The organism is Flavobacterium silvisoli, assembly GCF_004329815.1.
GTDB classification, from domain to species: domain Bacteria; phylum Bacteroidota; class Bacteroidia; order Flavobacteriales; family Flavobacteriaceae; genus Flavobacterium; species Flavobacterium silvisoli.
The window spans coordinates 13,993-40,768 of the sequence record NZ_SJPE01000009.1; the positions used below are offsets into that span (position 1 = coordinate 13,993).

Consider the following 26,776-nt stretch of genomic DNA (forward strand, 5'->3'; position numbering starts at 1 on the left):
TATGAAATTAGAGTTAACAAGCAAGTTAAATAACAAGAATGTAATTCAGTTCCAAAAAGAAGTTTTAAGAGAAATTGAAATTATCTTTTCTAACAAAGAGATTTCAAATTTTAGAATGGAGGAACATAAGAATAAAGGGGTTCGAGGGAAATATGAAGATAATTTAAATTTAATGATAGTATTTTATTTTAAATATAAATCTTTGAATTTTGAATTTTACATTCATTATGATCAATTAGAGTTTTATATTTTAATTGATACTAAAGTTATCAGAAGTTTTATAATTGAAGATTTTGATGAAGATAAGAAAATGATAGGAATATTTAAGGAAGAATTAAATAAAGCGTTAATTAATTTTTGTAAATCCAGTTAAACATGATATTATGAATTTATAATATGAAGAGACCAATTTTTATTTTTATCTTATTTTTTTTATTTTCATGCCAAGAAGATAAAAAAAACAGAGGATTTAAAGTTAGAAATAGTAAATGAAAAGATTCTTTGTGCCTTAGATAAGGCAAATGAAGAAGTAATACCAAATACAAATAACAAAAAAGAAAAAGGTAAAAACATCATTACGTTTAAGATAACCAATAATTCTAAGAAAAACTTTTTTTTAGTTTTAAATGAAGATGGGTTGGAGACTTTTTCAGTTCAAACACTTAATTCTGCTGATTTCCTCAAAAAAGCCAGGATTTGCTTTGTGATTGAGTCTGATGATCATTCTAAAATTGAATCTTATACCGTTATTGGTGATCATTTTAGTAATAAGAACAACGAATGTATTGATTCGGAAATTAACAGAATTGTAGAACTAAAATCAAAATTAAAAGATCTGGGTTATCCTGATATTGCTGATTTTGAATTTGCAAATGCTATCCGAAAAAATTCCTTTGTACTTCATCCAAACGAGACAAGATACTTTAAAACAATTTTATCTTTACCAATCTATAATGATCAAGTAGAAAATGCTAGCTTTCTATCTTATTTTAAATTTAAGTCCCAAAAGAAGTATAATTTTAAATTGCAATATCTTACAGTTTCAAAAACACTTAAAGCACGATTGCCAAAATTTAAAATAGATGAATTAAGAGAAAACAATGTAGAAATATTCAGTGGTGTAGTTGTTTCTAATGAAGTTCCAATTGTATTTGTAAAATGACACCCGCTCCGTAGAGTCTTTAGTTTTTGAGCATACTGGTTGTGGTTTTGCAATAGCAAAACAAAATGTAGTACCAAGAGATGTTAGAAAGCAGATTCATTGATAAATATAATTTGTACAGTATATAATCAGCATTGATAATTAAAATAATATAAACTAAAATAAAATGAAATGAAAAAAATAATAACCTTATTAGCAGTTTCCCTACTATTATCCTGTAGTAAAAGTGATGATTCCTCTTTGCCGGTTACCTTTCAAAATATGGTGGGTAAATGGAAATATAAATCAATTATCAAGGCCGATGGAACCGTCATTCCTTATGTTGGGATGTGTGCGACCAAAACAGATTATGCAGAGATATTTAATTACCGAAAGATTGTTACCTATAATTATTATATGGACTGTAACGGCATAAGTAATTTTGGAGGTTCTGATTATTCATTTAATTCCAATAACGTTATTCATGTCAGCAGTGAACTTTTTGATGAGGCTAAAATTACCAATCTTACCTCCTCTGGTTTTACTTTAGAATTTGACCCGCCGAAATCTTTAAATTTTATGGCTGAAGGTGTTTATGATGCCAAAGCTTTAGTTTTTGAGAAGCTATAAAGTACCTTTGTAACCTGACTAAAGTAGTATAAAACTTTTGAAACAGTAAAATATAAGGACTACAGAGCGTTTAAAATTTTGAAAAAAAAACTATTTATACTTATGCTGCTAACAACACTCGCTTCTGCTCAGCAGGAAGCGAGTGTTTGGTATTTTGGTAAAAATGCCGGGTTGAAATTTGAAACGAATGGTAGTGTTACACCATTATCAGACGGGCAGCTTAATACAGACGAGGGTTGCAGCTCTATTGCTGATGTTAATGGAAACTTACTGTTTTATACTGATGGGCGCACTGTGTGGGATAGAAATCATGTTCAAATGCCTAATGGCAGTTTTAGCTTAGGAACAGAATTATATGGAGACGCATCAAGCACACAATCAGGTATTATAGTGCCACAACCTGGGAGCTCTGACTTATATTATATCTTTACGGTAGATGAGCCTCATCATGAAAATGCGGCTGTATATCCAAATGCTTTTTCAGGAAATTATGTAGAAACCGATAGTGGAGTTACCCCTACAGATGACGACGGTCGCAATAACGGTCTTAATTATTCTATAGTAGATTTGTCAGTAATGGGAAGTAATGGCAGTATAGGAAATATAACGTCACGAAATAATCATTTGGTAACCTATGATCCAAATCCAGCTGGAGAAGAAATAAAATATAAATGTTCGGAAAAAATTACTGCCATAAAAAATGAAGCAGATGGTAGTTATTGGGTAATTACCCATTTTATTAATCGTTTTTATGCTTTTAAGGTCACAGCTTCGGGCGTTAGCTCAACTCCTGTGATTTCTACTTTGGGTTCTAATCAAACTCTCTTAGGGTACCGTAGAAATGCTATTGGGTATTTAAAGGCATCGCCTGACGGTACCAAACTGGCCATTTCTCATAAGCAAAATGGTACAGTAGTTGGAGAATTAAGTTATGGTACAGGAGGTGTTGAACTGTTTGACTTTGATGGTACTACAGGGATTGTCTCCAATGGACTTACAGTAATTCCAAATGTACAAGGGTATGGCGTTGAATTTTCGCCTAACTCCGAAAAACTCTACGCTACCTACAGAGTTGGTACCACTCTAAAAATGGAGTTAGCCCAATTGGATCTGACCAGTCCGGACATCCCAAATTCAAGAGTTGTACTTTTTAATCAGGACTACTATCTGTATGCTCTTCAATTGGCCCCGAATAATAAAATCTACTGTGCCACTTCCTATGTGGCTTCTTTAGGCGTTATTAATAGTCCGGATGCAGCCGGTTTGGCCTGCAATTATGTGCATGCAGGACAAACGCTGGCATCCGGTAAATTGACGAGATTAGGATTACCGCCGTTTATCACGTCTTACTTTAATGCTTCTTTTTTAACAGAAAACCTTTGTTTTGGCTCTTCAACACAATTTACTATAAGTACTTCGCAAAATGTAAACAATGTTAGTTGGGATTTTGGTGATGGCAGTCCTTTATCCAACACTCTAAATCCAACACATCAGTATGCCAATCCGGGAGATTATACAGTAACGTTAATAGCTTTGGGCCCAAATGGAGCTGTAACAAAATCAAAAACAATTACTATTTCTGTCATTCCTACCGTGGCAAACATTGTCACAAATCAGTCTGTCTGTGCATCATTGAATGCAGCTTATGATTTATCACAACATAACGGAACCCTGTTAGGAAGTCAATCTACGGCTCTTTTTGGGGTAGCTTATTTTAGTTCACTTGTTAATGCGTCAAATCATTTTAATGTATTGCCACTAAACTATAGTTTGCCCGCTGGTATAACAACGTTTTATGCTAAAGTTTATAATTTAAACAATACCAAATGTTATGCAATAACCAGTTTTACAGTAACACTTTTTCAAAAACCAACCGCAACTACTCCAGCCTCTAGTTTTGTATGTGATGACAGTTCAAATGATGGTTTGGGTATCTTTAATTTGGGTGCTTTTACCCCGACAGTTTTGGGCTCCCAAAATAGTAATCAGTTTACGGTAAGTTATCATTTGAATCAAAATGACGCTGATACCAATAGTAATGCGCTGTCTTTAAATTATCAAAATAGCAGCAACCCGCAAACCATCTACGTAAGAGTTGAAAATAATCAAAGCCACACCTGTTTTAGTACAACTTCATTTCAAATAGGTTTGTATAAAATGGCTGTAGCATACCAACCCAATAATTTGTATGCCTGCGATATCGGAAATGATGGGAAGGAACCGTTTGATTTATCATTGCAAACTGCCACGATTTTAGGGTTACAAACGTTAAGTGATTTCTCGGTAAGCTATCATGCTACAGCAGCAGATGCCAATTCAGGAATTAATCCTTTGAATACTTCTTTTAGTAATACCGTAAATCCGCAAACAATAGTTGTTCGGGTAGAGAATAAGCTAAACGCAACTTGTTTTGCAACAACCTCTTTTCAGTTGCAAGTTAAAGCTGAGCCTATTTTAAATTTGAATGATTCTTATACAATTTGTGATGGTTCTTCAAAAACCATAAGCGCTCCAGCTGGTTTTTCAAGTTATACTTGGTCTAATGGCGACTCAAGTTCATCTACAGTAATAACTGCAGCAGGAAATTATTATTTAACTGTTACCAAAGATTACGGAACGATAATTTGCAGTACCACTACCCATTTTGTGGTAAATAATTCAAATCCTGCCACTATTACCAATATTGATGTTAAGGACTGGACCGATAATGAGAATATAATTACTGTAGGGTATACCGGTGATGGAGATTATGAGTTTTCGATAGACGGAATTCATTACCAGGACAGCTCGGTCTTTAGCGGATTGTCATCCGGAGAGTATACGGTTTATGTTAACGACAAGAAAGGATGTGGTTATACTACGAAAGCTGTTTATTTACTTATGTATCCTAAGTTTTTTACGCCTAACGGAGACGGTGTTCATGATGAATGGCGCGTTAAATTATCCGAAATGGAGCCAAACATGGAGCTGCTGATTTTTGACCGCTATGGTAAAATAATTACCGGCTTTAAAGGAAAAAGCATTGGCTGGGATGGTACCTTAAATGGAAGGCAACTTCCGGCTGATGATTATTGGTTTGTTGTAAAACGACAAAGTGGTATTTTACTCAAAGGGCATTTTTCTTTGTTGCGATAAATTTGGTTAATACTATCAGCCATCATTGATTTTTTTATATTATCAATACGGTAGGTAATTGAAAGGAAGATATAATTAAGGTGATTATTTTTGTTTCTCATAGATTCTTCTATGCATCTTTCTTTTCTAATCAACGATAAGTATTTACACTACTCACGAAATAAGGATGAATGTATTTTTACAGACTGCTTGTCAACTTTTTTTGGCTATTGTTATTATTTTTTGGTTCTCTCTAAAGTGATTTTATTATTTGGTTTTACGAATTAAAATATCTACCTGACTGCTTTTGAAGGGATTGAAAGAGGGTTGGTACTTTATGTATCCTTTGTTATGGAGCTCCTTTATGCATTTGTGGTAGGTGGCGGGAGAGGCTATTTTGCTTAATTGCATGATGTCGTCGCGGTAGATGCTGATTGGATTTTGGCAGCGGTTTATGCTCCAAGTTTGGAACAGGGCGAGGTAGAGGCTCATGTGGCTTGGGTTGAGGTCGTCGGTGGCGGCTTTGGCGTAGAAGTGGGAGAGGGGAGACATGGGAATTGTGAATGTTGAATGATAAATGTTGAATGATAAATGTTGAATGTTGAATGATGCCCTTCGACAGGCTCAGGGTGACAGTATAATTATGAATGTTGAATGCTAAATTTTGAATGTTGAATGATGCTCTTCGATCCTTCCCTTCGGCAGGCTCAGGGTAAACTGAGCTCAGGACAGGCGGGCTCAGGGTGACAAGAGAATTATGAATTATGAATTATGAATTATGAATTATGAATTATGAATGTTGAATGATGCTTTTCTATCCTTCCCTTCGGCGGGCTCAGGGTAAACTGAGCTCAGGACAGGTGGGCTCTGGGTGACAGTTGTGTTTTTTGATTATAATTTTTTTTTACATAGGTACTTGTTTGTTTTGACTTTGGATGTTTAAAACGGGATTTTTTGTTGTTTAAACGGGAAGGGTTGTGTTTTTAGAGCGGGTGGTTTTTCTTTAGGTTTTGGATGAAATATGCGGGAGGCATTCCTGTTATGGTTTTGAAGGCTTTGGTGAAGTTTTGGGTAGAGCCGAAGCCTACTTCTTCGGCCAGTGCTTTATAGGTGTAGTTGCGGTATTTGTTTTGGGTTTTGAGCAGTTCGATGGTGTGCTCGATTTTGAGTTTGGTGATGTATTCGATGGATTTTTTGTTGCGGTATTTGAGGATTATTTTTGAGGCATATTTAGGATTGGTTTTGAGGTACAATGCCAATTTGTTGAGTCCCATGTCTTTTTCGAGGTATTTTTTACCGGCCTCGAATTTCTCCAGATTTTTCAGAATGTTTTGTACGAGTTCGGGGTTCAGGTCGAGCTCAATGTTGTTATTGGTTTTGCTTGCCGTTTCAGGTTTTTGGGACATAAGTTCGTCAAACTTCAGTTTGAGTTGCTTTTGTTTTATGCGGTAGCGGATGCTCAACCCTATAAGGGTTCCCAATAACAAAATGATGACCGCATAATACCAACGTTTGTTGGTTGCTAAGGACTTTTGAACGGCTTCTTTTTCGAGCAGTAGTTTTTTGGTATCGTACTCTTTGAAGATTTTTTGTGACAGGTATTTGTAGTCGTGCTCCAATATGCGGTCTATTTTGAGCAGCTTGTTGATGTAGGACAGTTGCGCCTGGGGGTTATTTTTTTCTTTATAATAATCGATTAACAGCTCGTAGTTTTTTCTTAACTCGGGTTTGATGTAGTGGTGTCGGTTGAAGGTTTGGTCTACTTTGAGCAGGCAGGGCATTGCTTTTTCCTTTTGATTTAATGCCCAGTAGGCTTGTCCTAAGTAAGCATTGGCCACGGACAGGGCCGCAAAATCTTTCTTTTTTGTCAGGGTCGGAATAACTTCTGTCAGTTTGCTGACGACTTCTTTGTATTTCTTTTTGCTGTATTGGTTGATGCCTTCCGAATGGATGAAATAGGGTTGGAGTTCCTTATTGTCCAATTCGGTTCCTGTCTTTATCCCTAATTGGTTGTAGTAGGAGCAAAGGTCGTATTTGCCAATGTGGTTGTAGGCAAGTCCTATGGAGTGCAATGTGTTGAGGTAGGCGAGGTCGTTTTCTTCTTCGAAGTAGGTGAGGCATTCTTTGAACAGGGCTATGGCCTCGTCATAGAACCCGAGATAAGACTTGATTTGGGCAATGGTGTATTTGGTTTTGTATTTGAGGTATTCGTCATTTGTTTTTGCAATGTAGTTGTCGGCCCAAATGAAGTTGTCTAAGGCCTTGAGGTGGTCTTTGCGGTTGTAGTAGAGCGTTCCTTTGGTGAGGAAGGCCGCTCCGATTGCAGCGGGGTCTTTTGTTTTTTCGGCACAGGAAAGCATGCTGTCGGCGTAGGCAAAACGGGCAGCGGTATCAGTCCGGTAGAGCAGCGCTTTGTAGGTTACCGCCATTTGACGGTAGTCTTTTTTTGTTTTGGCTTTTTGAAGTTGGTTTTGCAGTTGCTGTTTGGATTGTGCTCCCAAATTGAAGTGGAAGGCTATATAAAGCAGGAACAGTATTGTTTTAGTGTTGGTTGGGTGTTGCTTAGCACACATTGGTTGGGATGTGATTGATGAGTAATTATTGTAGCTAAAATATTAAAAAACTTGATTACGACGATGTCAAAAACGGATATTAACACTTGAATGATTTGTTTTGTTTCAACTCATTGATTTATTAGCTGTTACTTGGAATCGTAAGTGCCGGATTCGTGAATTGGGTATTATGTATTCGGGAATGGATTAGTGGTTGGGTTGTGGCGGCGGGTGGCCGCTCTTAGTTTTGCTCTGAATTCAACGAGAAGCGATTCTCAAAAAACTGTTCAGATTAGCCCGGGTGAAATGAACTGATGTAACACAATCAGTATTCATTTTAAAACACGCCATTCACATGAAATTTTTACGATTTTATTTTTTATTTCTACCCTTAGTTATTTCCTGCAGCCGACCAACGGACAGTAGCGAGACCCTATCAGCATTACAACGGCAAGGGGATGCATTGCCCGCTAACTCCGCCAATCCTTATGATGAGGCAGGACGCGTTTATTATGAGCTCATCCGTTCTTATTATTCCGAAAGCTATCAGCCTTTGAGTTATAGCGGGATTATAGGTACACTTACAACTTTAGCCAATGCCCAGCCTTCATTTTTGGCTCTGACGACTCAGAAACCGTATGTATTCGCTGCGGAAGAGCGGTCGGCTTATTTAGTATCCCAATCGGGGAACTGTTTGGATGAAGTGATTGCGACTTCGCTTAGCAGTGCAGATGCCCGAAGCAGCCTAAAGCAATTTGTTACCACTCTGATGGATCTCAGTTCTACTGAGGAAGAGTACTCCGGGTTATATGAGTTTATCGCGACCTATGAGGATGCTGTATTGGCTGACGGACAACTGAGTGGGTATGAACAGAACGTTATACTTACTGCTACTTCGATAGCCCGGTATACTGTTTATGCTAAAAAGAAGAAGCCTAAAAAGAATACCGATCCTGACTGGACGCTGCTTATCGGCAATATCACGGCCGCGATTGACGGTGCGGCAGTGGGTATTGATGAGGCCGTTATGCGGGCGGCTGTTGTTGGGATTGTTGAGAATATGCCGTAATTTATTTTATTTGTTCATCGCTTTTTAAAACCCTCTAGATGTAGAGGGTTTTTGTTTTTTCAACCAACTCAACCCCTAACGTTTATTATTAACACTAATGTTTTATATTTACTACTTTCTGTCATTCTTATGTTTGTTTTATGAATTTACCTTTTTCTGAACAACTTCCTGTATCGAAATTAGCGGCATCGTTTGGTAACACTTCGGCGACTTATAAGTTTTATTGGTTGTTGGGGATTGTTGAGTTGGTGGAGGAAGGGGAGACCAGTATTGCTAAACGCAAGTTATTTGCCCGAATGATTGGTAATGCCTGGTATACGGTACACTATTTTCATGTGTCGTTTGGGAAGCAGGATTTGATACAGCAGGCGGTGCAGATTATTCTAGAGCAGGAAAAACTCACTATAGATACCAAGAAAGCAACTCTATTGGCCGTATTGGAAAACTCTCCTTTGAAGAGCACCCAACAGATGTTATTCCATTTTAATAAAAATGTGCCCCATTGGTTTTTGTCGCCTTGGTTTGGTAAGCTTGCCAGTGAAAATGATGTGGCTTACCGCAAACGGATTTATGCTTCTTCGCAGGTATTTGCAAATGATTGTTTGTATGCTTTGTATGACGACCATATTGTTATTAACCCCAGCTGGGTTGGTTATTTAAAAACCAATGCAAAAGTGCTAAAGGATTTTATTTATTGGAACCTGACTTTGTTTTTGCAGGTGCGTAACCCTAATGTACCGGATATTGCCAATAAACTAATACGCCCGCCATTTAGGGGAACGTTGACTAACCAAAGGAAGAACTACTGGGATATTGTTTTTCAGGAACTGGGCACTATAGATTGTATTTTTACCAATACCACTTTGAGACAAGACGCCTATGCTTTAGACCATTTTGTGCCCCATGCTTTTGTGTCGCATAATTTGATTTGGAATTTGGTACCGATTGACAAAAGTTATAACTCTATTAAGAGCGATAAGTTGCCTATTATGGAAAGCCATTTTGATGGTTTTTTTACCTTGCAGAAGACTGCCTTTGAAATTATACACCATCATAGCCCCAAAAATAAATTACTGGAAGAGTATTTGACTTTGTTTCCGGAACTGACCAGTGCAGACCAATTTGATTATGTTAGGTTTAAGGAAGGGATACAACCGCTGGTTACGATTGCGCATAATAATGGGTTTGGGTATCTATTGTAATTAAGCACGGATTAGAAATCCGCTCTATGGGGTTAGGTGTGCAATTTTACATTCAGATGATTTATTTGGTATCAATTTTTCTAAGTTGTATATCAATTGCGCTTTCATTGGTTTTTATAAAGTATTTCATTTCCATTTGACCAAATATATTTATATTGTCATGACCACTTATATAACTGTTTTTTTCAATGAAATCTTTCTGTTTAAAAATTACTTTTTCGAATTCTTCGGATTTTCGGATTACTGGATTCCCAAAATTACTTTGATATGAATTTCTTATTTTATTAATAAATGGATTATCCGGTATAACAGAAAACGGATGTAGTATTATCAAATAATCCTTTGCTCTACTGATGGCTACGTTGTAAATATATTCTTTTGACAATAAGGCTCTTTTATTTCCAGTATAAGTAGTACTGTTAGGATTGCAGATAAAAAATATAATATCACATTCATCTCCTTGAAATCCATGGACGGTATCGGAATAAATTTTTAATTTTTCAGAGATGCCGTATGAAGTAATTAATTTATTTAATAGTACAGATTGAGCCTTATAGGGTGCAATCAAGCCAATCGTCCAAGTCTCGTCTTTGCTTATTAGTGCATCGAAATATTTAATCAACTCTACAACAAAAATAGCACTGTAAGTGTGATATGGACTATAAAGTAATTTATTCACCCTGTAAATTGCATTTTCGGCATCTAAAGGAACATCAATAAAAGTTACATTATTCTGAATTAATTCTGAAAATGCCACCGGCAGTTTTTTGGTATTTTTGTTATTAATTTCCCGATCATGTTTTAATAAATGATCATAAGAAAGTTCACTGAATAGCTGACCTATTTCCTTAATACTTCTGTATTGGCGATCAAGATTATTTATTGTATCTCCAATTCTGAGTTTTTGTTCATCTTTTTTGAACGAACTTATATTCATCATCGTGTATACATTCTCATCCTGAATGTCCAATTCCTCAAGGTCTTTGTCAGTTACATCTACAACGGGAGGTATCTGCTTAGGATCACCCGCTATAACGAATGTCGCATTTGGGCTGAATTTATGTATGGCTAAAATTGCGAAAACAAGATAAGGCAGGTTTATCATTGATGCTTCATCAAATATTACATAATCCCAATGATCTGCTAACTTAAATAATTTTATATTTTCTTTTTCTACCTCGTCTACTACCTCAAAATATGGTATCCGATGAATCGTAGATGCTACAAGGTTAGTATAGTCTAGTTGGGCTGTTGTTAAGGAGTTTTGATAAATACCTTCCTCTATGTCTTCCAATTCAGGGTCTGTAGGTTTACCAATTCTTGTCAATGTTATTGATCTACCATGATTTTCTATTTCCAACTCCTTTTCTTCAGAGGCTCCTTCTACTTCAAAAGGAGTATCCAATATTTTTTTACATAGTACATCTGCTGCTTTATTTGTTGGTGTAAGCAGAAGATATTTTGAATTATAGTTTTCTTTTACCCCATCTATAATTTTATTGCAAATTGTTGTTGTCTTTCCAGTTCCGGGAGGGCCATAAATAAAATTTAGTTTAGGGAGTATTTCGTTTATATCTTCCCATTCATCAATATTATTTCTATTAACAAAAGCATTTTTCAATAATTGTAATAAATTCATTGTAGGAGAGAAACTTATCCGAATTTGAATTACCTCGTTGAATAATTTAATGACTGATTCAGGTATTGTCTCCCTACAATAAATTAGGATGTCCTGACCTCTTTTTGAAACTCCTTCAACTTTTATATTTTCGTTTTGCCGGTTTTTAATGTTTAGAGTAACTTTAAAATCATCAAAATCTTCAATGTTTAAAGGAATCAGTGAACTAGCGCCGCATAACATGAAATATTTATTTGATAATTTGTCGTTGATGGAATATCTTTTAATTTCCTGAAATGAAATGCTCTGTTGTGATGTTGTATCCTGTTTGCTTTCAAATGTCAGAAGAAATTTGAGGTAAGATTCAAACCAGTTGTATGAGTAATTTGTATTGTTTTTTATGCTCTCGATAAGTTCCTTTCTTTCCAGTTTTAGATCTTCCTCTTTAAATGCCATCTTTAGAGCTTGTAAGTGGGCATCATTTACCTCCCCTTTCGCTGCGGCATTAAGAGTATTATAAAAACTAGTAAGCATTGCATTTCTTTTATAAATTAAATTAGACAAGGCATTTGAAACCGATTCATAATCGTTACTTAAGGAATGACTTAATTCTTCTAAAGAAACACTCTTATTGTAAAAAATCTCAATTGAATTATTCAAACTGTTCTGAAGATGAAAAAGACCATCAGTTATTCTTCCTACACAAATAGTTTTGTCGTCAACTTCAATCAAAATATCGAATTGCAATTCATTTTCTTTAAATAATATTATATTGTTTTCGCTTTTCCAATTGTGATAAAAAGGTTCGTCGTGCTCCTGTTGCGTATTACCAGGAATAAATGTTTTTATAAATTTTACTTCCTCACAAGAATCAATCATTTCAGAATGCAGTGTTTCTGTTATTCTGATAACATTGTTAAATTTATATAGGAGGTTAAGGTCAGGTGCATTACTAATTCTCAACTTTTGATGAATTACTTCATCTATTTTAAGAATTTCTGCCTCCTCTGATTTTACAATTTTGAAAGTATTAAAAGTACAGTAGGTCAATGTTGGAATATTAATTGATTTACCATACAAGTGATTTATGATTTTTTCTAATAACAATAAATGTAATTTATGTTTTTCTTCTTCATAAACAACGGGTATATTATTCAATTCAGTGAAATCACCTGCTAATCCCTTTAACGTATTTAAAAGCAGCACATCGTTAAACTTTTCTATATCTATATCAGCAGGATGATCATTATTCTTTAAAGTCAGATATTTTCTTATTTTTTCAATGGGACTATCGGTAATGTAAACACCAATTGCTTTCAAGAATTCCTCACGTTTTCTTTCATTTTGGTACCAATCGATAAATTCAACGGGTAAAGTCTCGTCTTCAGTTTTTATAGCATTAAGGACAAATTGATTGGGAATAATACCTAAATGAGGTTGCCAGTCCTGATTTCGTTTTTCTTCCTTCATTACATTAGGAGTACTTTGCCATGCACTAAATAAATAATTCAACTTTTCACCTACCGATTCGGTACTCTCAAGGATATCAGTCTTAAATCCTCTGGTAAACAAAAAATTAGTAGTAATTATATCTTCTTCATCTATTCCATAATTATATATTTCGTTTTTATTTAATTGTAAAAGGGTCTGAAGATCTCCGTAACATTCGTTTAGGACGTAAGCATTGTTAATGTGCTTATTGTTTTCAGAGCAATTAATAAAAAGTTGCTTTGCTACTGTATACCACTGGTCATCATGGGATAGCAAACTGAATTTTGAATATTCATCTTTTTTAAATTTGCCGGAAAGCCAAATGAAGATAAGTTGGTGTGAGTTTACCAACCGATTTTTGTCCAAATTATTTTTGAATTTTGTAACAAGATCTTCAGTAATGCCAATATTTGAAATTTTAAAGATTTTATCAGATGTTGATTGCTTAATTAACTCCCTTCTTTTTGCTTCGTCATGAAATTCCTGAATGAGTTTAATATTGTCTGCGTTATCCAAATTCAAAATTTGGGATTGTGATAAGATGATTTCTTTGTCTCCTCTCAGCACTTTTATAGAATCTTCAGCACTATCTATATCTCCAACAATAATAACCCTGTCTTCTTTTTTTATTATTATTTTTTGATGCAGATGTGATAGTTCATCATCTGAAATATTCCCTTCCACAATATCTTTCAGCAGTTGCAAGTATAATTCATTTCTATTTCCTTCTGTCCAATTAGCATCTAAAGAAACTGATGATATTTTTTCAAGAAAAGCTTTTTTATCATTAAATCTTTCCGGTAATAAAACTTGAAGAAAATCAAGTTCCTGCTGTTGAATTTCGTCTTCTTCAAACCGTTCAATCAGATGCTCAATTAATTTGCTGTCTGATAACTCAATTTTTACTTTGCTATCGTTTAGAGTATCTGGAATTAAAACATATTCTTCAGGATAATATTTTTTTACATACTCTTTAATTTCCGCTTTGGAACTAGCTATTTGTTTTTTGTTTCCACTCGAATCAATTGCGTAAAGCCCATTACTACTTATTATGCAGTTTGATTCAAAAAAATCAATATTACACGTTTTTGACAGCATTAACAAATCTTCTAATTCTTCCAAGGAACATTCAGTGTTTTCTATTTTTGGATCGAAAATTGAAACTACATAACCAAAAGGTTTTAAAGATAGATATGGAATAAGACATTTATCGGGTATGTGAATATTATAAAATTTAAGTACGGTAGTCTGTATTCTTTTAAAGATTTCATCAGGTAGAGATAGAATGTTTTCATCAAAGAATATACTATTTACTTGAACTACTTCGGATAAGAATATTATCTTTTTTAAAGTACTTACTAAATAATTTGATTTTTCAACCCATGTGCTGTTTTCATAAGCTGCTATGCAATCTGACAGTATTTCATCAGATTTGAGTGGAGTTTCTGCAATGTAGCCAGCTATTTGCTCCCAAAAGGGATAGATGATGCCTTCATATAACTCGCTTTGATCAGCTAATAGGAATTGCTTAAATTGAGAATCAAATTCTAATGAATTGATATTGAAATTATTTAACCAATTGTCTGATTCCGCCTGAAAAAAAAGATTTTTGAAACAAACATGTGCGCCGCTATTGTTTGAAAATAGTTTTAATTCCTTAATTCTTTCTGTTACATTTTCAGCGTTTAGTGTTCTAAAAGCTTTGAATACTGCAAGTTTTTCTACTTTAGATAATCTTGAAAGAGTTGCATCAGTAACATTGTTACTAAAAAGTTGAGTTAGCTCGGTATATCCTTTGTGTTTTGTGCTTTGTAATAAATAGGATCTATAGATATCCACAAAACTATATTCATCCAAGTCTAATGTTGTGATTGTTACTCCTAATTTTAAAAGTATATCTCTAATATCACTAAGTTTGTTATGAATCAGAAAATATCCTTCTCTTTCTTTTTCCACAAATGAATTTAATGAAAGTGTTGCTCTGTTAGAAAATTCAAATAAATTAAGATTTACCAACTGGCTTTTTATTTTCTCAATGTTGGTTATTTCTCTATCAAAATATTTTAATTCTGAAAGTACTATCTTTCTCTTTTCATCTTCATTATTGAGCCATTCATTTACGGATTCATCAATTTTTTCAAATGCGAGCAAGTCAAATATACTGAATTCTTTTATGCTTAATTTATTACCGGCATTCAATACTATGTTCAAATCAGAATCATCACCCCAATAAAACCAATTTACATTTTCTAAATTCCAGTCCCGACTATTTATGTTAATTTTTGTTTTCTTGATAAATACACTTTCAGGATTATCTGTGACTGTAAATTCGTTACTGTTTTCGGAAATCCTTACAGGAATATATTTTCTTAATAATTCATTAATTCTGTTAATGTAAGGTTCGTCAATCCACGCCCTGCTTTGATTGGTGCTTTTACCAGAAGTCAATAAAGCTGCATAAAAATGCAAGAAAAGTGATTTGTCCTCTTCGTCAGCAGAAGTCGATAAGATCGATAAGCGCTCGTCGATTTTGCTAACAATAGTTTTTAAAAGACGTTCATTGATTCCATCTTCTTTACTACTACCAGTATGTAAAAATGTTCTGGAGCTCCCTTTATAGAAAGCATTTGAGTGTAATATGTAATTAAAATTATGTACTTCTTCGGATAGCGGGAAGTACAAATACAAATTTGGTGCTCCTTTAAAATATTCTCCTATTTTGTTGTGTTTTCTAAATCCAAATAAAGCTTCAATATTAGCTTCGTGCTCTATTTTCTTTTTTTGTTCTGTAGTTAGTTCTTCATATTGCTCGACGCCAAACCGGACATAAGCATATGTGTCTTTCTCTTCCTCTTTGTCAATTGAGATTTTTAGATATTCTAAATTTGGATACGTTATTGGTTCCTCATTATTTAATTGGACTGTTTGTAGAACTTTATTTTTTTTAGATTCGTTTTCTGCGGTTTCCTTTAATATAGCTAAAGAAAATTTTACCCCATGCTTTAAGTTAACCTCTGCTAATTCTGACTCTTTGCCAGAACCTAATTTTATAAAAAAAAGAGAGCCTTCCTTGTAAGTTTCTTTATTTAAAATATGTTGGTTGCTTTTTGTCCAACGTGACAACACTTCAAGTTCATTTTTATCAAAAGGATTTTTATCTGCCATTATGCCGTCTACCATAATAGGCAACTCTGTTGCCAAGTCGTTTTCAGGAAGGCAAGGAAAACAAGTAATTAGGATTTTGAATAGCCAAGGATTTTCATCTAAAACAACTGATTCATCACTTTCATTTGATATATGCATATCTGAAGGAACAGGAATTGAACCAGCAGCTAACTTTTCAATTTCATAATTTTTCCAACTGAATAATACAGGGCCAGAATTTTCGTTAATTAATTCTTGTAAACCATTGTCTTTACCTACTAATCGATGAGCTAATTTAAAACCGATACCAAATTTTCCTATAGTCTGACTGTCTGCTGTTTTAGTTGAAGAACCCACATTCAGAATAGAGCGGATACTATTCAAATCAAACATTTTTCCATTGTTGGCCACAAGAAGGTAAAAATTATCATCAATAGGATCTTGACCCCATACCATTGTATAGTGAGTACTACCGGCATCTACAGCATTCTGTAAAAATTCATAAACAGCCTGACCATCTTTTGCCATATCGAGAAAACTTTGCAAAAAGTTTTCAATTCCAGTTTCGGCTTTTCCATAGCCTTCCTTATCTCCATGATAAATTTCAAACCATCCAAATTTCTTTTTTTTGGTGTTTTTGTCAATTAAAAAATTACCTATAAAATTTTCGTCTCTTGTTGGAAGGTCACGAATTTCATTTTTATAGAAGGTACGATACTGTTGGATATTCTTTATTTTCATAAGAAAAACTTATAGTAGTTTTTGTATTTCATCAATAACCCGTTCAATTTCTTTTGAATCGATACCACCCTTTTCACTTTCTGTTGTAATGAACAGATTTTCATTCATTTTGAAACCACTATCCAAATAGAACTGTTTTTTCTTTTCCCAATCGGCTTTGTAGCTTGGCACAGACAACATGCCCAAATGTTCTAAAATTATAATATCTCCCGCCGGGTCAACAAACGTAAAATCGGGAATTCGTTTTTGCCCATTTTTACCAATAAATTCCTTTTCATACTCAAAAGGGACTTCACGGTATTCCAATTCATTTGAAATAATTACTTCTGATTTGCTTCTTACCAAAAGCCCTTCTTTTTTTGTTTTGTGAATTAGCCCTTCCACAAAAGGGATGTGTGATTTTGCTTCTCTAATGGAAGGCTTGAATAAATGTGTATTCCTTTTAGAAGTCTCAGAGTGTTGTGGTTTTGACAGATTAATTATCCAATGCGGATTATCGCCCTCTACCAATAAAACTAGTTTTCGTTTGGCACGAGTTAATGCGGTATAAATCAGTTCTCGTGAAATTACCCTTCCTGTTTTAGGAATGATAAGGAATACATATTCAAAATCACTTCCCTGGCTCTTGTGCACTGTTATGGTGTATGCCAGTTCAATGTTGGCCTCATCAGTTTCTGTCTGTCCTTGTGATTTGTATCCAAAAGTTACGTTTTCTTCCATTCCTGCAAAGGCAACGTTTGCATGGCCTTTGTATGTATTGGTTACAACACCTAATAGTCCGTTGGAAAGCTGGTGTTGTTGATTACCCGGATAGCCTTCTTTCCACTCATTTTTTGTCTGGATAACTTTGTCGAACTGCCCAATTTTATAATCACCAATTTTAGCCGCACCGTTAAGATCTTTTCTAAACTGGTTCTGAATAATTTGATTAAGGTTGAAAGTGCCCCAAAAAGGAGCCTTTACGGGAGTAAGGATTTGAAATAATTCAATCTTTGATGTATCTATCCCCTTATCACTTACCCCTATAGATTTATTTAAATTGATTTCATCATACTCATCATCAAGGTTAAGTACTTTTACCAAAGTTTGATTTATTTTCTGGTAAAGTTCTTTTTCATCCTGCCAGTTTTCGACCATTAAGTCATTCATACTTTTATTGTCGCCTAATTTTGAAAATATGAGGTCGGCATTTTTACCGGGTTTTAATCCCGAATACCAGGATGCTAATGTTAAACAGTCTGAATTCTCACCTTCCACTGTTCTTACCACTTCTTTTAATCTTGCCAGTGCATGAATTACGGCACCATCTTCGTCTTCAGGTGTTAGTGATTCAATATAGTTACATAAATCAGCAAATGGTCTTCCTGCACCAATAGGAGGTAATTGGTAAGGGTCACCTACTAAAATGATTCGTTTTATGTGTGACATGTCTAAAGCCTGAAAAAGTGCATACAGGTCATCTTCTGTCAACATAGAACACTCATCAATTATTAGATTTTGTTCGCCTTTATATTTTTCAGGCCCATTAAACTTAGGCTTCATTCTATCAAAATCAAATCTTTTTTGCTTTGCAAGGAATTGTGCTATTGTAAAGGCTGATGCATTGGCCATCTTTTCTAATTTTACCCTTGCTTTGCCGGTAGGAGCAAGCAGTAAAATCCCTTCTTTCTTTAACTCCTTACTACCAAATAGCGCACCCAATACGGTTGTTTTTCCTGTTCCTGCCGGACCATGAAGGACAGACAATTTTCTGCTGGTTAATTGCTGCAGAGCTGTCACCTGATCCTCTAACGCAGCCACATGCTTATTGTTGTCAGGATTAAAGATGATGCCGTTCTTCTCAATTACTTTTTTTACAAGTTCATTCCATTCTTCGTTTTCAGTTTCTAATTGTTTTGTGCCCCTCGCTATTAATACCTTTCTTAAATAGGTTTCAATTTGTTCATATACCAATAACTGCAAGGCGTCGCTATCACTGGTGTTGAAGTATGCAAGTCTACTTTTCATAAAATTGAGGTTGCTGGTAATGTAGTTTGTAGGTACTACAGTAGAGCGCTGGAGGTTAAGCAGGTTTAAGCTTTCCGTAATTTCACTCACCGACAATAAAGTGTCACCATCTAACGTAGCAGCTTTTAAAATACTTATAATCAATGCTCGTATTCTTCTTTTGTCTAAGGGTGATTCGACCAGTTGCGGTTTCTCGGGAATGTTGTCTCCCTGTATTGCAGCATCTTCAAAAAGACCATTGTCTATAGTCTCTACAGCAATTGGATAGTGTTCTTGGTCTCCGGGATCTAATTCCGCTATCAGATATGGGTTTTCAAGTAATTCTTTGTCAGAGACTTTGGCATCCAACTTATTTCTTAAGTTACTGTCAAACCAATTTTTAATTTGGTCGGATGAAAGCTCAAAACGGGATAGTAACTGTAATAGGTTTAATCTATCTTGTGTTTCATTTAACCAGATGTCTTTAAAATGAGCAAATTCTTTGCTGTAGGGTTTGCCATAAATGGTGGTAGTTCCATAAACTAAATCTTCCCACATTTCCCATGGATTATCTTTACTGCCAAGATTATGTTCTCTTCTTAGATCTTGCTCGAGTAAGTTGCCATATTGAAAACCAAATGCAAGCAGGGCATTGGCAAATGAAGGAAACGGCCCCATGCTTTCTTTAACCTTTCCTATTTGCCTGTCAATCCAAATTAAATTTTCAGTCCAATGCCCTCGAACGATTCCGTGTTCTCTAATGCGTTCGACGACTGCCTTTAGTTTAGCTAAAACTATAAGCATAGTGCTGTCATTTACCCAAGCACTTCCATATGCAAATTCTTCTATTATTTCCTGACGACTTCCTGTGTCCTGAAGTGTTAACTTGATTTCATCAAGCAGTTCATATTTTGTTTTATGTATATCTCCGTTCCTATAAACATAATCATCAGGCAGGTCTAAGTATTCCTGATAGGGAATGAGTACCCCTTCACTGTGTGGTTCACTTGGATTAATACCGTGAGTAATCAGCCTATCCCAAAGAGGATAGGTATAGTTTTCCTTACTATCATATTCTATTACAGGCGATTTTTTTTTAATAATCCCTATGCCTGCGATTAGCCTACGTAAATCTTCATCAACAGGATTGGCTCCTTTAACATAATAGACTGCAAGGGATTGATTTTCCTTTATGGGATCAAAAAACGTATGCAAAACCGCATTTTGAGCCTTGGACGTATAAAGCCAGGATGATGGAAATGGAGAGTTTTCATCAAAAGGAATATCCGGGTACAAGTTGCGTAATTCCTTTTGATTATTTTTCAACATCCATTTAAACGGTACAGCAAAACTACTGAACGGTGGTACATCAATAGTGGTAGGCTTTAATGCAGCATGTGGGATATCCTTTCCTGAATTATGACTATACGGATGAATGAAAAGACGTTTATAACCTGATGTATTCATGAAAGCACCACCTTCTGCCTTGCAAGGAGGCAGAAAAGTACCTTGAATTTCATTCCAGGCTTTACCCGCATTTTGTTCTTCTAGAACATCATTTTTTTCAGCCAGGATACGAGGCAAATGTTTGCAGTAAGTATTTTGTGCAGGATGTTTACAGATACTTCCATTCCATTTATTGTCGTGCCAGGCAATTCTTATTGAGAGGTGTTTATTCATCTTTTTTTCCGGATAATAATTGTTGTCTTATCAATTTTCTTTTGGCATTAATACCTGTGTTAATCGTATTTTCTATTCGATAGCCTGAAGATTTTAAAAAACCTAATCGGTCTTTTACTTTAAAAACATCTTCTATCTTTTCAAAACCGGGTTTTACTATAAACGGTGACCTAGTTCGCTGATAATAAACTTTCAGGATGCTTTGAAGTATCAATTGAATGCCTACGTCATAATATTTTTCATCCTCGTGCGTGTGTTTGTACCAGACAAAAGTGGTTTCAATACCATCGGATTTAATGTTTGATGATTGTTCCTCAGTTTTTAGTATGCTAAGCTTGTCTAAAACTGTTATCAGCTTGACAATGGCATCATAAGGATATTTTTTTAAAGGCTCAATGCAAGAATTAAACACATCATTTGCAATCGTCAGTGAATCTGCAGCACCAAAATCTGATGTGAATCCTACTAAAATAGTAGCAGGGGCAACCACATTGATTTTTTCAAAAGCACTTTTTGTAGCAAGTTCCGTATTCTGTTTCCTTATATAGTGACGAGATAATGAGGCCGCATCCGCAAGGCAATCTAATTCGTGGTTAATGTCAGCTTTCCTTAATGTTTTTTTAACCGATATGACTGCTATAATACCTTCAGGAGGTACTATAGCAAATTCCTCAAATTGTTCGTAAACAGGATAATTACCCACATCAAAAATTATAATGTCTAATTGCCTTGAGTGTTGGTCTCCCTCATTTTCGATTATACGACTATTGTCGTTTTCGCCTACCATTGCTTCAGGGCGCAGTATAAATCCAGAAAGTGCTTTGAGGTTTTTTGGCAAGTATTTGTTTAAAGTGCTACGGAGGATACTTTCAATAAAACGTCCTTCTTCGGCAGTATGGTCTGAACCGGCAGCAAGTTCGCCATCCTTTTTTATCTGCTGCTTTGGAATTAATGCTTCAATCTGTTTGTATTTGTTTAAAATAGCTTCAATTTCATTGTTGAAAAAAGTACTTATTCGCTGCTTCGCCATTTTTAATTCATTTTTTATTAGGGTGGTTATTGGAGTTACAATCTAAAATTTTGAGATTATTATTTCAAATATAGTTAAAGATTTACCTACAGCAATATTTCTTTATGTAGAATCTTATTGGCAAGAATTGTTTAAATATTTGTAGATTTGGATATGCAATTATCTTATAAAAGCGACTGTCCTAACCAAGTACATCAGTTAAACCTGTCTATTTCTCAAAATTATTATCTTTTGAAAAACGGAGAAATCCACTACCAACAAAAGAAATTCGATGTTAATTGGGGAAATTATAGCCGAACCGGCAAACGGCATTTGGTTAACTTCTTGATCAGGGACCATTACAGCAATTGTTTCTATGCTGAAACTCATCCCATTGATGAGATGCCTCATTTAAAGGAGTTTTTGTTTAACGCATGGAAGGAGAAAGAAGATTTTGAATTTTGCGGCATTCCGAATTATATAATCGGCGGAAAACATATAGTGGAGTCTTATCCTGATATTTTGAACTTTTGTAAAAATACCAATTGCACTTTCGAATTGGCAACGAGCGGTTTTGCTACTGGAATACGCTCAGTTAGGGATTGGGAAAAGAACATCAAATATTTTACACTTTTTGAAAACTTGAGGCACATTGATGATTTTCAAAGTAATTCAAATCTAATTTGTAGGGAAATCAATTTACGAGATAGTGGTAAGACAGAGCCTAACTTGAAAAAATGGATTGAGAACATTTCTCAGGTTAAGTCCTATAATACTGATGCCGAATTTTATAATCTATTCTTATAAAAACTTGTATAGGATGTTAAGATTTAAGAAAGGAATTGTGTTTGTCAATATAGCCAATGTTGATTTCATGGTTGTTAAGTAATAAACTATTTTTGTTTATTGAAATGCTTTTCAAATCTAATTGCACATGGCAGTTAGGACAAACGCAAATCATATTATCTAAACTATCTTTTCCATTATGTGGTTTTCCTAACGGAACAATATGATGTACTTCGGAGTAGTAATTATTTTTTCTGATACGTAATTGTGTTCCGCAAAGTTGACAAGTGTTGTTGTAGAGCTTCTTTACTCTTTGTACCAGAGCCTTGTTTCGTAGAATTGTATCGATTGTTCGTAAGACCCTGACAGTATCTTCACTGTTGCTAGAATCATTGTTTGATTCATTTACTTCAATACCCTCAATAAGTTGTAATTCTAATGCAGTAAATTTGTGGTATTGTTTTAGATTCTGGATGCCATCAATAATATGCAAATCTTTTTTGATTTGGAGCGCGTCTTCATTATTGTATTCTTCAATAGAATTGAATATTACATAACCATTCTTATCAAACAATACACCGGGAAACTTTTTTAAATTGTGATACCACTTTCCATCTTCGCGGTATAGAGCATGTTTAGCGTTTGTTTCAAGGATTTTATTTAGATATCTACCGTTCATTTCTAACATTTTTTAATTTTTTTAAGTTTATAGGGAAATATTAATTGCAAATTGTCTTTTTATAAAAATGAGTTTCTTTATTTTAATTCTAAAAGTAAATATTTTCATTCATGTGAAGCTCTAAGTATTTTGATAATTCCTTGCATATTGTCATTTAAGTAAATATATTTGAATAATTAATTTAAAAATTATAAATTTGTTAGTTAACTATTTACCATTTAATGACTTAATAACAAATGATGAATGGACATTTAACGGTGTCCGTTCATCAGAAAAATGGACTCATGGTTATCACCGATATCCTGCCAAATTCCTGCCCAATATTGTTCAAAAAATCATCGAAACCCATACAAATGTAGGCGATACTGTTGCGGATCTCTTTGCCGGGTGCGGAACGACTTTGGTTGAGGCTAAAGTACATGGTAGGGTTTCAATAGGAGTAGATATCAATCCTGTAGCTCAATTAATTACTAGTGTAAAGACCAATCCAATTAATCCAGAAACGTTAGTGAATGCCTATTCTGCGATTAAAACAGTGATAGCAGACTACGATGCAGAGATTTTCACAACTGAGGCTAAACACGATAGAATAGACTATTGGTTTTTTCCTGACAATAGAAATAAAATTGCATACCTATATGAAGCTATCTTGGCGAGTGAACAGCCACAACAAGTTAAAGATTTCTTTTTGGTTGCACTCTCGAACATTTTAAAAAATTGTTCCAGATGGTTGCAGTCTAGTACTAAACCTCAAAGAGACCCTAAAAAGATTATCTCAGAACCTTTTTCAGCTTTTACAAAGCAGGTAAATTCGATGGTGAAAAAGAATGATTTATTTTTTAAAGAATTAAATAAATTAAACTTTTTAACTACGGAATGTACTATCCACCTTGAAGATGCAAGGAAGACTAGTATAGCAGAAGGTTCTGTAAGCGCCGTTATAACTTCGCCGCCGTATGTGACTTCCTATGAATACGCAGATTTGCATCAATTGACGGCATATTGGTTTGATTATATATCTGATTTGAAGAATTACAGAAAGAATTTTATTGGTACATTTTACTCTTATGGTGAGACCCTAGAATGTGAATCACCAATTGCGCAAAATACTATTGAACAGCTTAAAGCTAAACACCTTCGGACAGCCAAGGAAATGACTAACTATTTCAATGACATGCAAAAAGTCGCTGTCGAAATGCATCGCATATTAAGAGATGGTGGTAGGGCATTCATTGTAATCGGAAATACAACATATAAGAATATAAAAATAGAATCGGCTGAGATTTTCGGCGAACTTCTAGAGTTAAGCGGGTTCACTATCGAAGAAGTTATTAAAAGATCAATTCCTTTTAAATTAATACCAACCATCAGAGATGAAAATACAGGTAAGTTCACGACTTTGGCAAATGAAAACAGTAAAGAAGTGTACCCTGAAGAATATATCATCATAGCCAAAAAGTAAATGGATTTTAAGAAATACGGTACAAAGGTCGACGATATACCTGTTCATATAAGCTTTAGAATTATTGAACTATTTTCTGCTGGATTGTATTCAAGCCCGAATAAAGCTTTCGAGGAATTAGTGAGTAATTCATATGACGCACTAGCTAATAAGGTTGCTGTATTTCTACCTCTTGACAAGTTGAAGGAAGACTCGGTAATTTGGGTATGTGACAACGGAAGCTCAATGAATAAAGAAGGGCTTAAAAATCTTTGGATGATTGGTGAATCTGTTAAAAATGGAGCAGAACAGGAATCCAGACCATTGATTGGTAAATTTGGTATTGGTAAATTAGCGACATACATCCTAACTTATGAACTGACCTATATCTGTAAAACAGCTGACGGTTATTTCGCGGTTAAAATGGATTATCGAAATATCACAAAAACCACAGAACAAATTAAGTTAGATGAGATACAACTTTCTGAAGATAATGTAAAAGAACTTCTTTCGCCATACATCAATCCTGGAGGTCAAAAATTTCTCCCTTTTACGCTTTGGGGTGAAAATTCAGAGCCAACGTGGACCTTTACGATAATGAGCAATCTGAAACCAAAGGTATCAGAAATCAGTGAAGGCCGATTAAAGTGGATTTTGTCAACAGCTTTGCCACTGAACCCTAACTTTGAATTATATTATAACGGAGATTTATTAAAATCAAGCAAGGAAAAACAAAAGCCTATAAAGATTTGGAAATTTGGCGATGACGAAGATGCAGTTGCCAAAAAGTTTGTCGATTATGAAATAGGAGATGATGAGAATGGTCCTTACATAGATATGCCGAACGTTAAAAAAGTAAGGGGCCAGGTGGAACTCTATGCTGATTCTCTTGTAAAAGGTAAATCACAGGATTGGGGGCGAAGCCACGGGATATTCCTAACGATTAGAAAGCGCTTGATTAATCTTGATGATCCTTTGTTAGGTATGCCAGCAATGACCCACGGGGTTTTTAATAGAATACGAATAATGGTTGAGGCAGATGGCCTAAACGATTACATTACTTCTACCCGAGAGTCAATAAAAGATAGTTCGGCGTTTGAAGACTTAAAGAAATATATTCAAAGAAAGTTTACCGAAGCCAGAGAGTTCTACTTTTCTAAAATTGAAGAAGAGGAAAAGAAAAGCAGAGCCTCATACAAAATATCGAATGCTGCTGGTAGTATGTCGAGAAGACCTCTTCTTGTGGCGGCCAAAAAGTTCTTCGCTGGAGAAATTTCCAATCTGCTGTTGACTGAGATTCCTTCTGATTTGTCTTTTGAACAAAAAAATGAGATTATTGAGCGGTTAGAATTTGACCTTACCAGCGAATCAGGAATAATAAAGGACGTTAAATGGGTTGCTTTATTGCCGGAAGACCCTGTTGCTAAATTTAATTTAGTAGATGGTGTTGCAAACATTAATTTAATGCATCCTTTTTTTGCAAACTTTATTGAAGATTTGAAAAACCCACTGCCTTTCCAGTTGTTTGCATTAACTGAAATCTTAACGGAAGTATCCTTAATTGAACAAGGTGTTGATGAAGAGCAGATTAAAGAGATTATGTATCGGCGTGACAGTATACTTAGAGAGTTAACGTTTAGTGATAAGCAAAATGCACCAGCTGTGGCAAGCCTCATTAAAGCAACCTTAAATAATCCTGATGGATTAGAAGATGCTTTAGTGAAAGCGTTTACTTCTCTTGGATTTGAAACAAATCCAATTGGAAAGAGCGGTAATCCCGATGGAATTGCCACTGCTTATTTGGGACATAAACACTCTACTGAAAATTATAAAATTACATTTGATGCCAAAAGTACCAACAAAGATAAGATTATGGCCGGTACAGCCCATATTTCTGGGGTTGATAGGCATCGTAGAGATCACAATGCAAATTATGCAGTAATTGTTGCAATTGATTTTCAAGGTGCAACTGATGAAAATTCTGCGGTCAATAAGGAAGCACGGAATCTAAAAGTTAATCTCATTAGAGCTAAAGATTTAATGAGTCTAATTTTACTCGCTGGTCCTAAACAATTAGGTTTGACAGAACTAAGACCGTTATTTGAAAATTGCCATTCTGTTATTGATACCTCGAAATGGATAAATGACTTGAAAGCCAAAGTTATCGATCGCGGACCTATTAAGGAAGTTCTGCAGGCTGCATACAAGTTAACAAAAGATGATACTGAAAGACCGAATATAACAGCTATCAGATCGGAATTAAAATATAATTTTGGGCTTCCAGATATATCATCACCTACAATAGTACAAATTGTTCAAAGCTTAAAAACGTTAGTGCCTAGTTATATTTCTTATGAAAATGATTTGGTTAGTTTGCAAAGTACTCCTGAAATAATTTTGAATGCCCTAAATCAAACTTCAAACGATTCCGACATCCCTTACGAATTTAGGGATATATATATCGATGCTTTTGGTTTAAATGATTAATCGTGA

Annotated in this window: 15 protein-coding genes; 9 read left to right on the plus strand and 6 right to left on the minus strand. The window is 34.9% G+C overall.

All coding sequences use genetic code 11. The features are described from left to right. The first annotated feature begins 1 nt into the window (after position 1). The 4 genes from EZL74_RS08470 (at position 2) to EZL74_RS08485 (ending at position 4,906) form a co-directional block, all read left to right on the plus strand. Positions 2 to 373, plus strand: coding sequence for a hypothetical protein (locus EZL74_RS08470; RefSeq protein WP_131476178.1), 372 nt, complete (start codon positions 2 to 4; stop codon positions 371 to 373). A 264-nt stretch (positions 374 to 637) separates the two neighbouring features. Further along, on the plus strand, positions 638 to 1,162 hold the full coding sequence (locus tag EZL74_RS08475; protein WP_131476179.1) for a hypothetical protein: 525 nt from the start codon (positions 638 to 640) through the stop codon (positions 1,160 to 1,162). Positions 1,163 to 1,333: 171 nt separating this feature from the next. Beyond that, positions 1,334 to 1,771, plus strand: a complete 438-nt coding sequence (locus EZL74_RS08480; RefSeq protein ID WP_131476180.1) for a hypothetical protein — start codon at positions 1,334 to 1,336, stop codon at positions 1,769 to 1,771. 102 nt (positions 1,772 to 1,873) lie between these two features. Further along, on the plus strand, positions 1,874 to 4,906 hold the full coding sequence (locus EZL74_RS08485) for a T9SS type B sorting domain-containing protein (RefSeq protein ID WP_131476181.1): 3,033 nt from the start codon (positions 1,874 to 1,876) through the stop codon (positions 4,904 to 4,906). 246 nt (positions 4,907 to 5,152) lie between these two features. Here the strand turns inward: EZL74_RS08485 and EZL74_RS08490 are convergent, their stop codons facing one another. Together EZL74_RS08490 and EZL74_RS08495 are read right to left on the minus strand one after the other, a co-directional pair. Further along, a complete protein-coding gene (locus tag EZL74_RS08490; protein ID WP_131476182.1) occupies positions 5,153 to 5,437 on the minus strand; it encodes a hypothetical protein in 285 nt (94 codons plus the stop codon). 431 nt (positions 5,438 to 5,868) lie between these two features. Further along, positions 5,869 to 7,458 carry a helix-turn-helix domain-containing protein gene (locus tag EZL74_RS08495; protein WP_131476183.1) on the minus strand — a complete coding sequence of 530 codons (1,590 nt, stop codon included), beginning with the start codon at positions 7,456 to 7,458 and terminating at the stop codon, positions 5,869 to 5,871. Between the two features lie 442 nt (positions 7,459 to 7,900). Here EZL74_RS08495 and EZL74_RS08500 point away from each other — a divergent pair, with 442 nt between their 5' ends. Beyond that, entirely contained in the window at positions 7,901 to 8,506 is a 606-nt protein-coding gene (locus EZL74_RS08500) for a hypothetical protein (protein WP_131476184.1), read from the plus strand. 140 nt (positions 8,507 to 8,646) lie between these two features. Next, a complete protein-coding gene (locus tag EZL74_RS08505; protein ID WP_131476185.1) occupies positions 8,647 to 9,708 on the plus strand; it encodes an HNH endonuclease domain-containing protein in 1,062 nt (353 codons plus the stop codon). Between the two features lie 61 nt (positions 9,709 to 9,769). Here the strand turns inward: EZL74_RS08505 and EZL74_RS08510 are convergent, their stop codons facing one another. Genes EZL74_RS08510 through EZL74_RS08520 form a run of 3 tightly spaced genes read right to left on the minus strand, consistent with a single transcriptional unit; the run spans position 9,770 to position 21,398 of the window. Next, complete coding sequence (locus tag EZL74_RS08510; RefSeq protein WP_131476186.1) at positions 9,770 to 16,702, minus strand: AAA domain-containing protein; 6,933 nt, start codon at positions 16,700 to 16,702, stop codon at positions 9,770 to 9,772. A 9-nt stretch (positions 16,703 to 16,711) separates the two neighbouring features. After that, positions 16,712 to 20,368, minus strand: coding sequence for an AAA family ATPase (locus EZL74_RS08515; protein WP_131476187.1), 3,657 nt, complete (start codon positions 20,366 to 20,368; stop codon positions 16,712 to 16,714). After that, a complete protein-coding gene (locus EZL74_RS08520; protein ID WP_131476188.1) occupies positions 20,361 to 21,398 on the minus strand; it encodes a DUF6602 domain-containing protein in 1,038 nt (345 codons plus the stop codon). The genes EZL74_RS08515 and EZL74_RS08520 overlap by 8 nt, the downstream gene beginning before the upstream one ends. A gap of 231 nt (positions 21,399 to 21,629) precedes the next feature. Between EZL74_RS08520 and EZL74_RS08525 the strand changes: the two genes are divergently transcribed. Continuing rightward, a complete protein-coding gene (locus tag EZL74_RS08525; RefSeq protein WP_131476189.1) occupies positions 21,630 to 22,184 on the plus strand; it encodes a hypothetical protein in 555 nt (184 codons plus the stop codon). 16 nt (positions 22,185 to 22,200) lie between these two features. Here EZL74_RS08525 and EZL74_RS08530 read toward each other — a convergent pair whose 3' ends face one another. Further along, positions 22,201 to 22,851: an HNH endonuclease gene (locus EZL74_RS08530; protein WP_131476190.1), complete on the minus strand. Its 651-nt coding sequence runs from the start codon at positions 22,849 to 22,851 to the stop codon at positions 22,201 to 22,203. A gap of 187 nt (positions 22,852 to 23,038) precedes the next feature. On the opposite strand from EZL74_RS08530, the gene EZL74_RS08535 reads away from it, so the two are divergent. Together EZL74_RS08535 and EZL74_RS08540 are read left to right on the plus strand one after the other, a co-directional pair. Continuing rightward, on the plus strand, positions 23,039 to 24,304 hold the full coding sequence (locus EZL74_RS08535; RefSeq protein WP_131476191.1) for a DNA methyltransferase: 1,266 nt from the start codon (positions 23,039 to 23,041) through the stop codon (positions 24,302 to 24,304). Continuing rightward, on the plus strand, positions 24,305 to 26,770 hold the full coding sequence (locus EZL74_RS08540; protein WP_131476192.1) for an ATP-binding protein: 2,466 nt from the start codon (positions 24,305 to 24,307) through the stop codon (positions 26,768 to 26,770). Positions 26,771 to 26,776 lie beyond the last annotated feature (6 nt).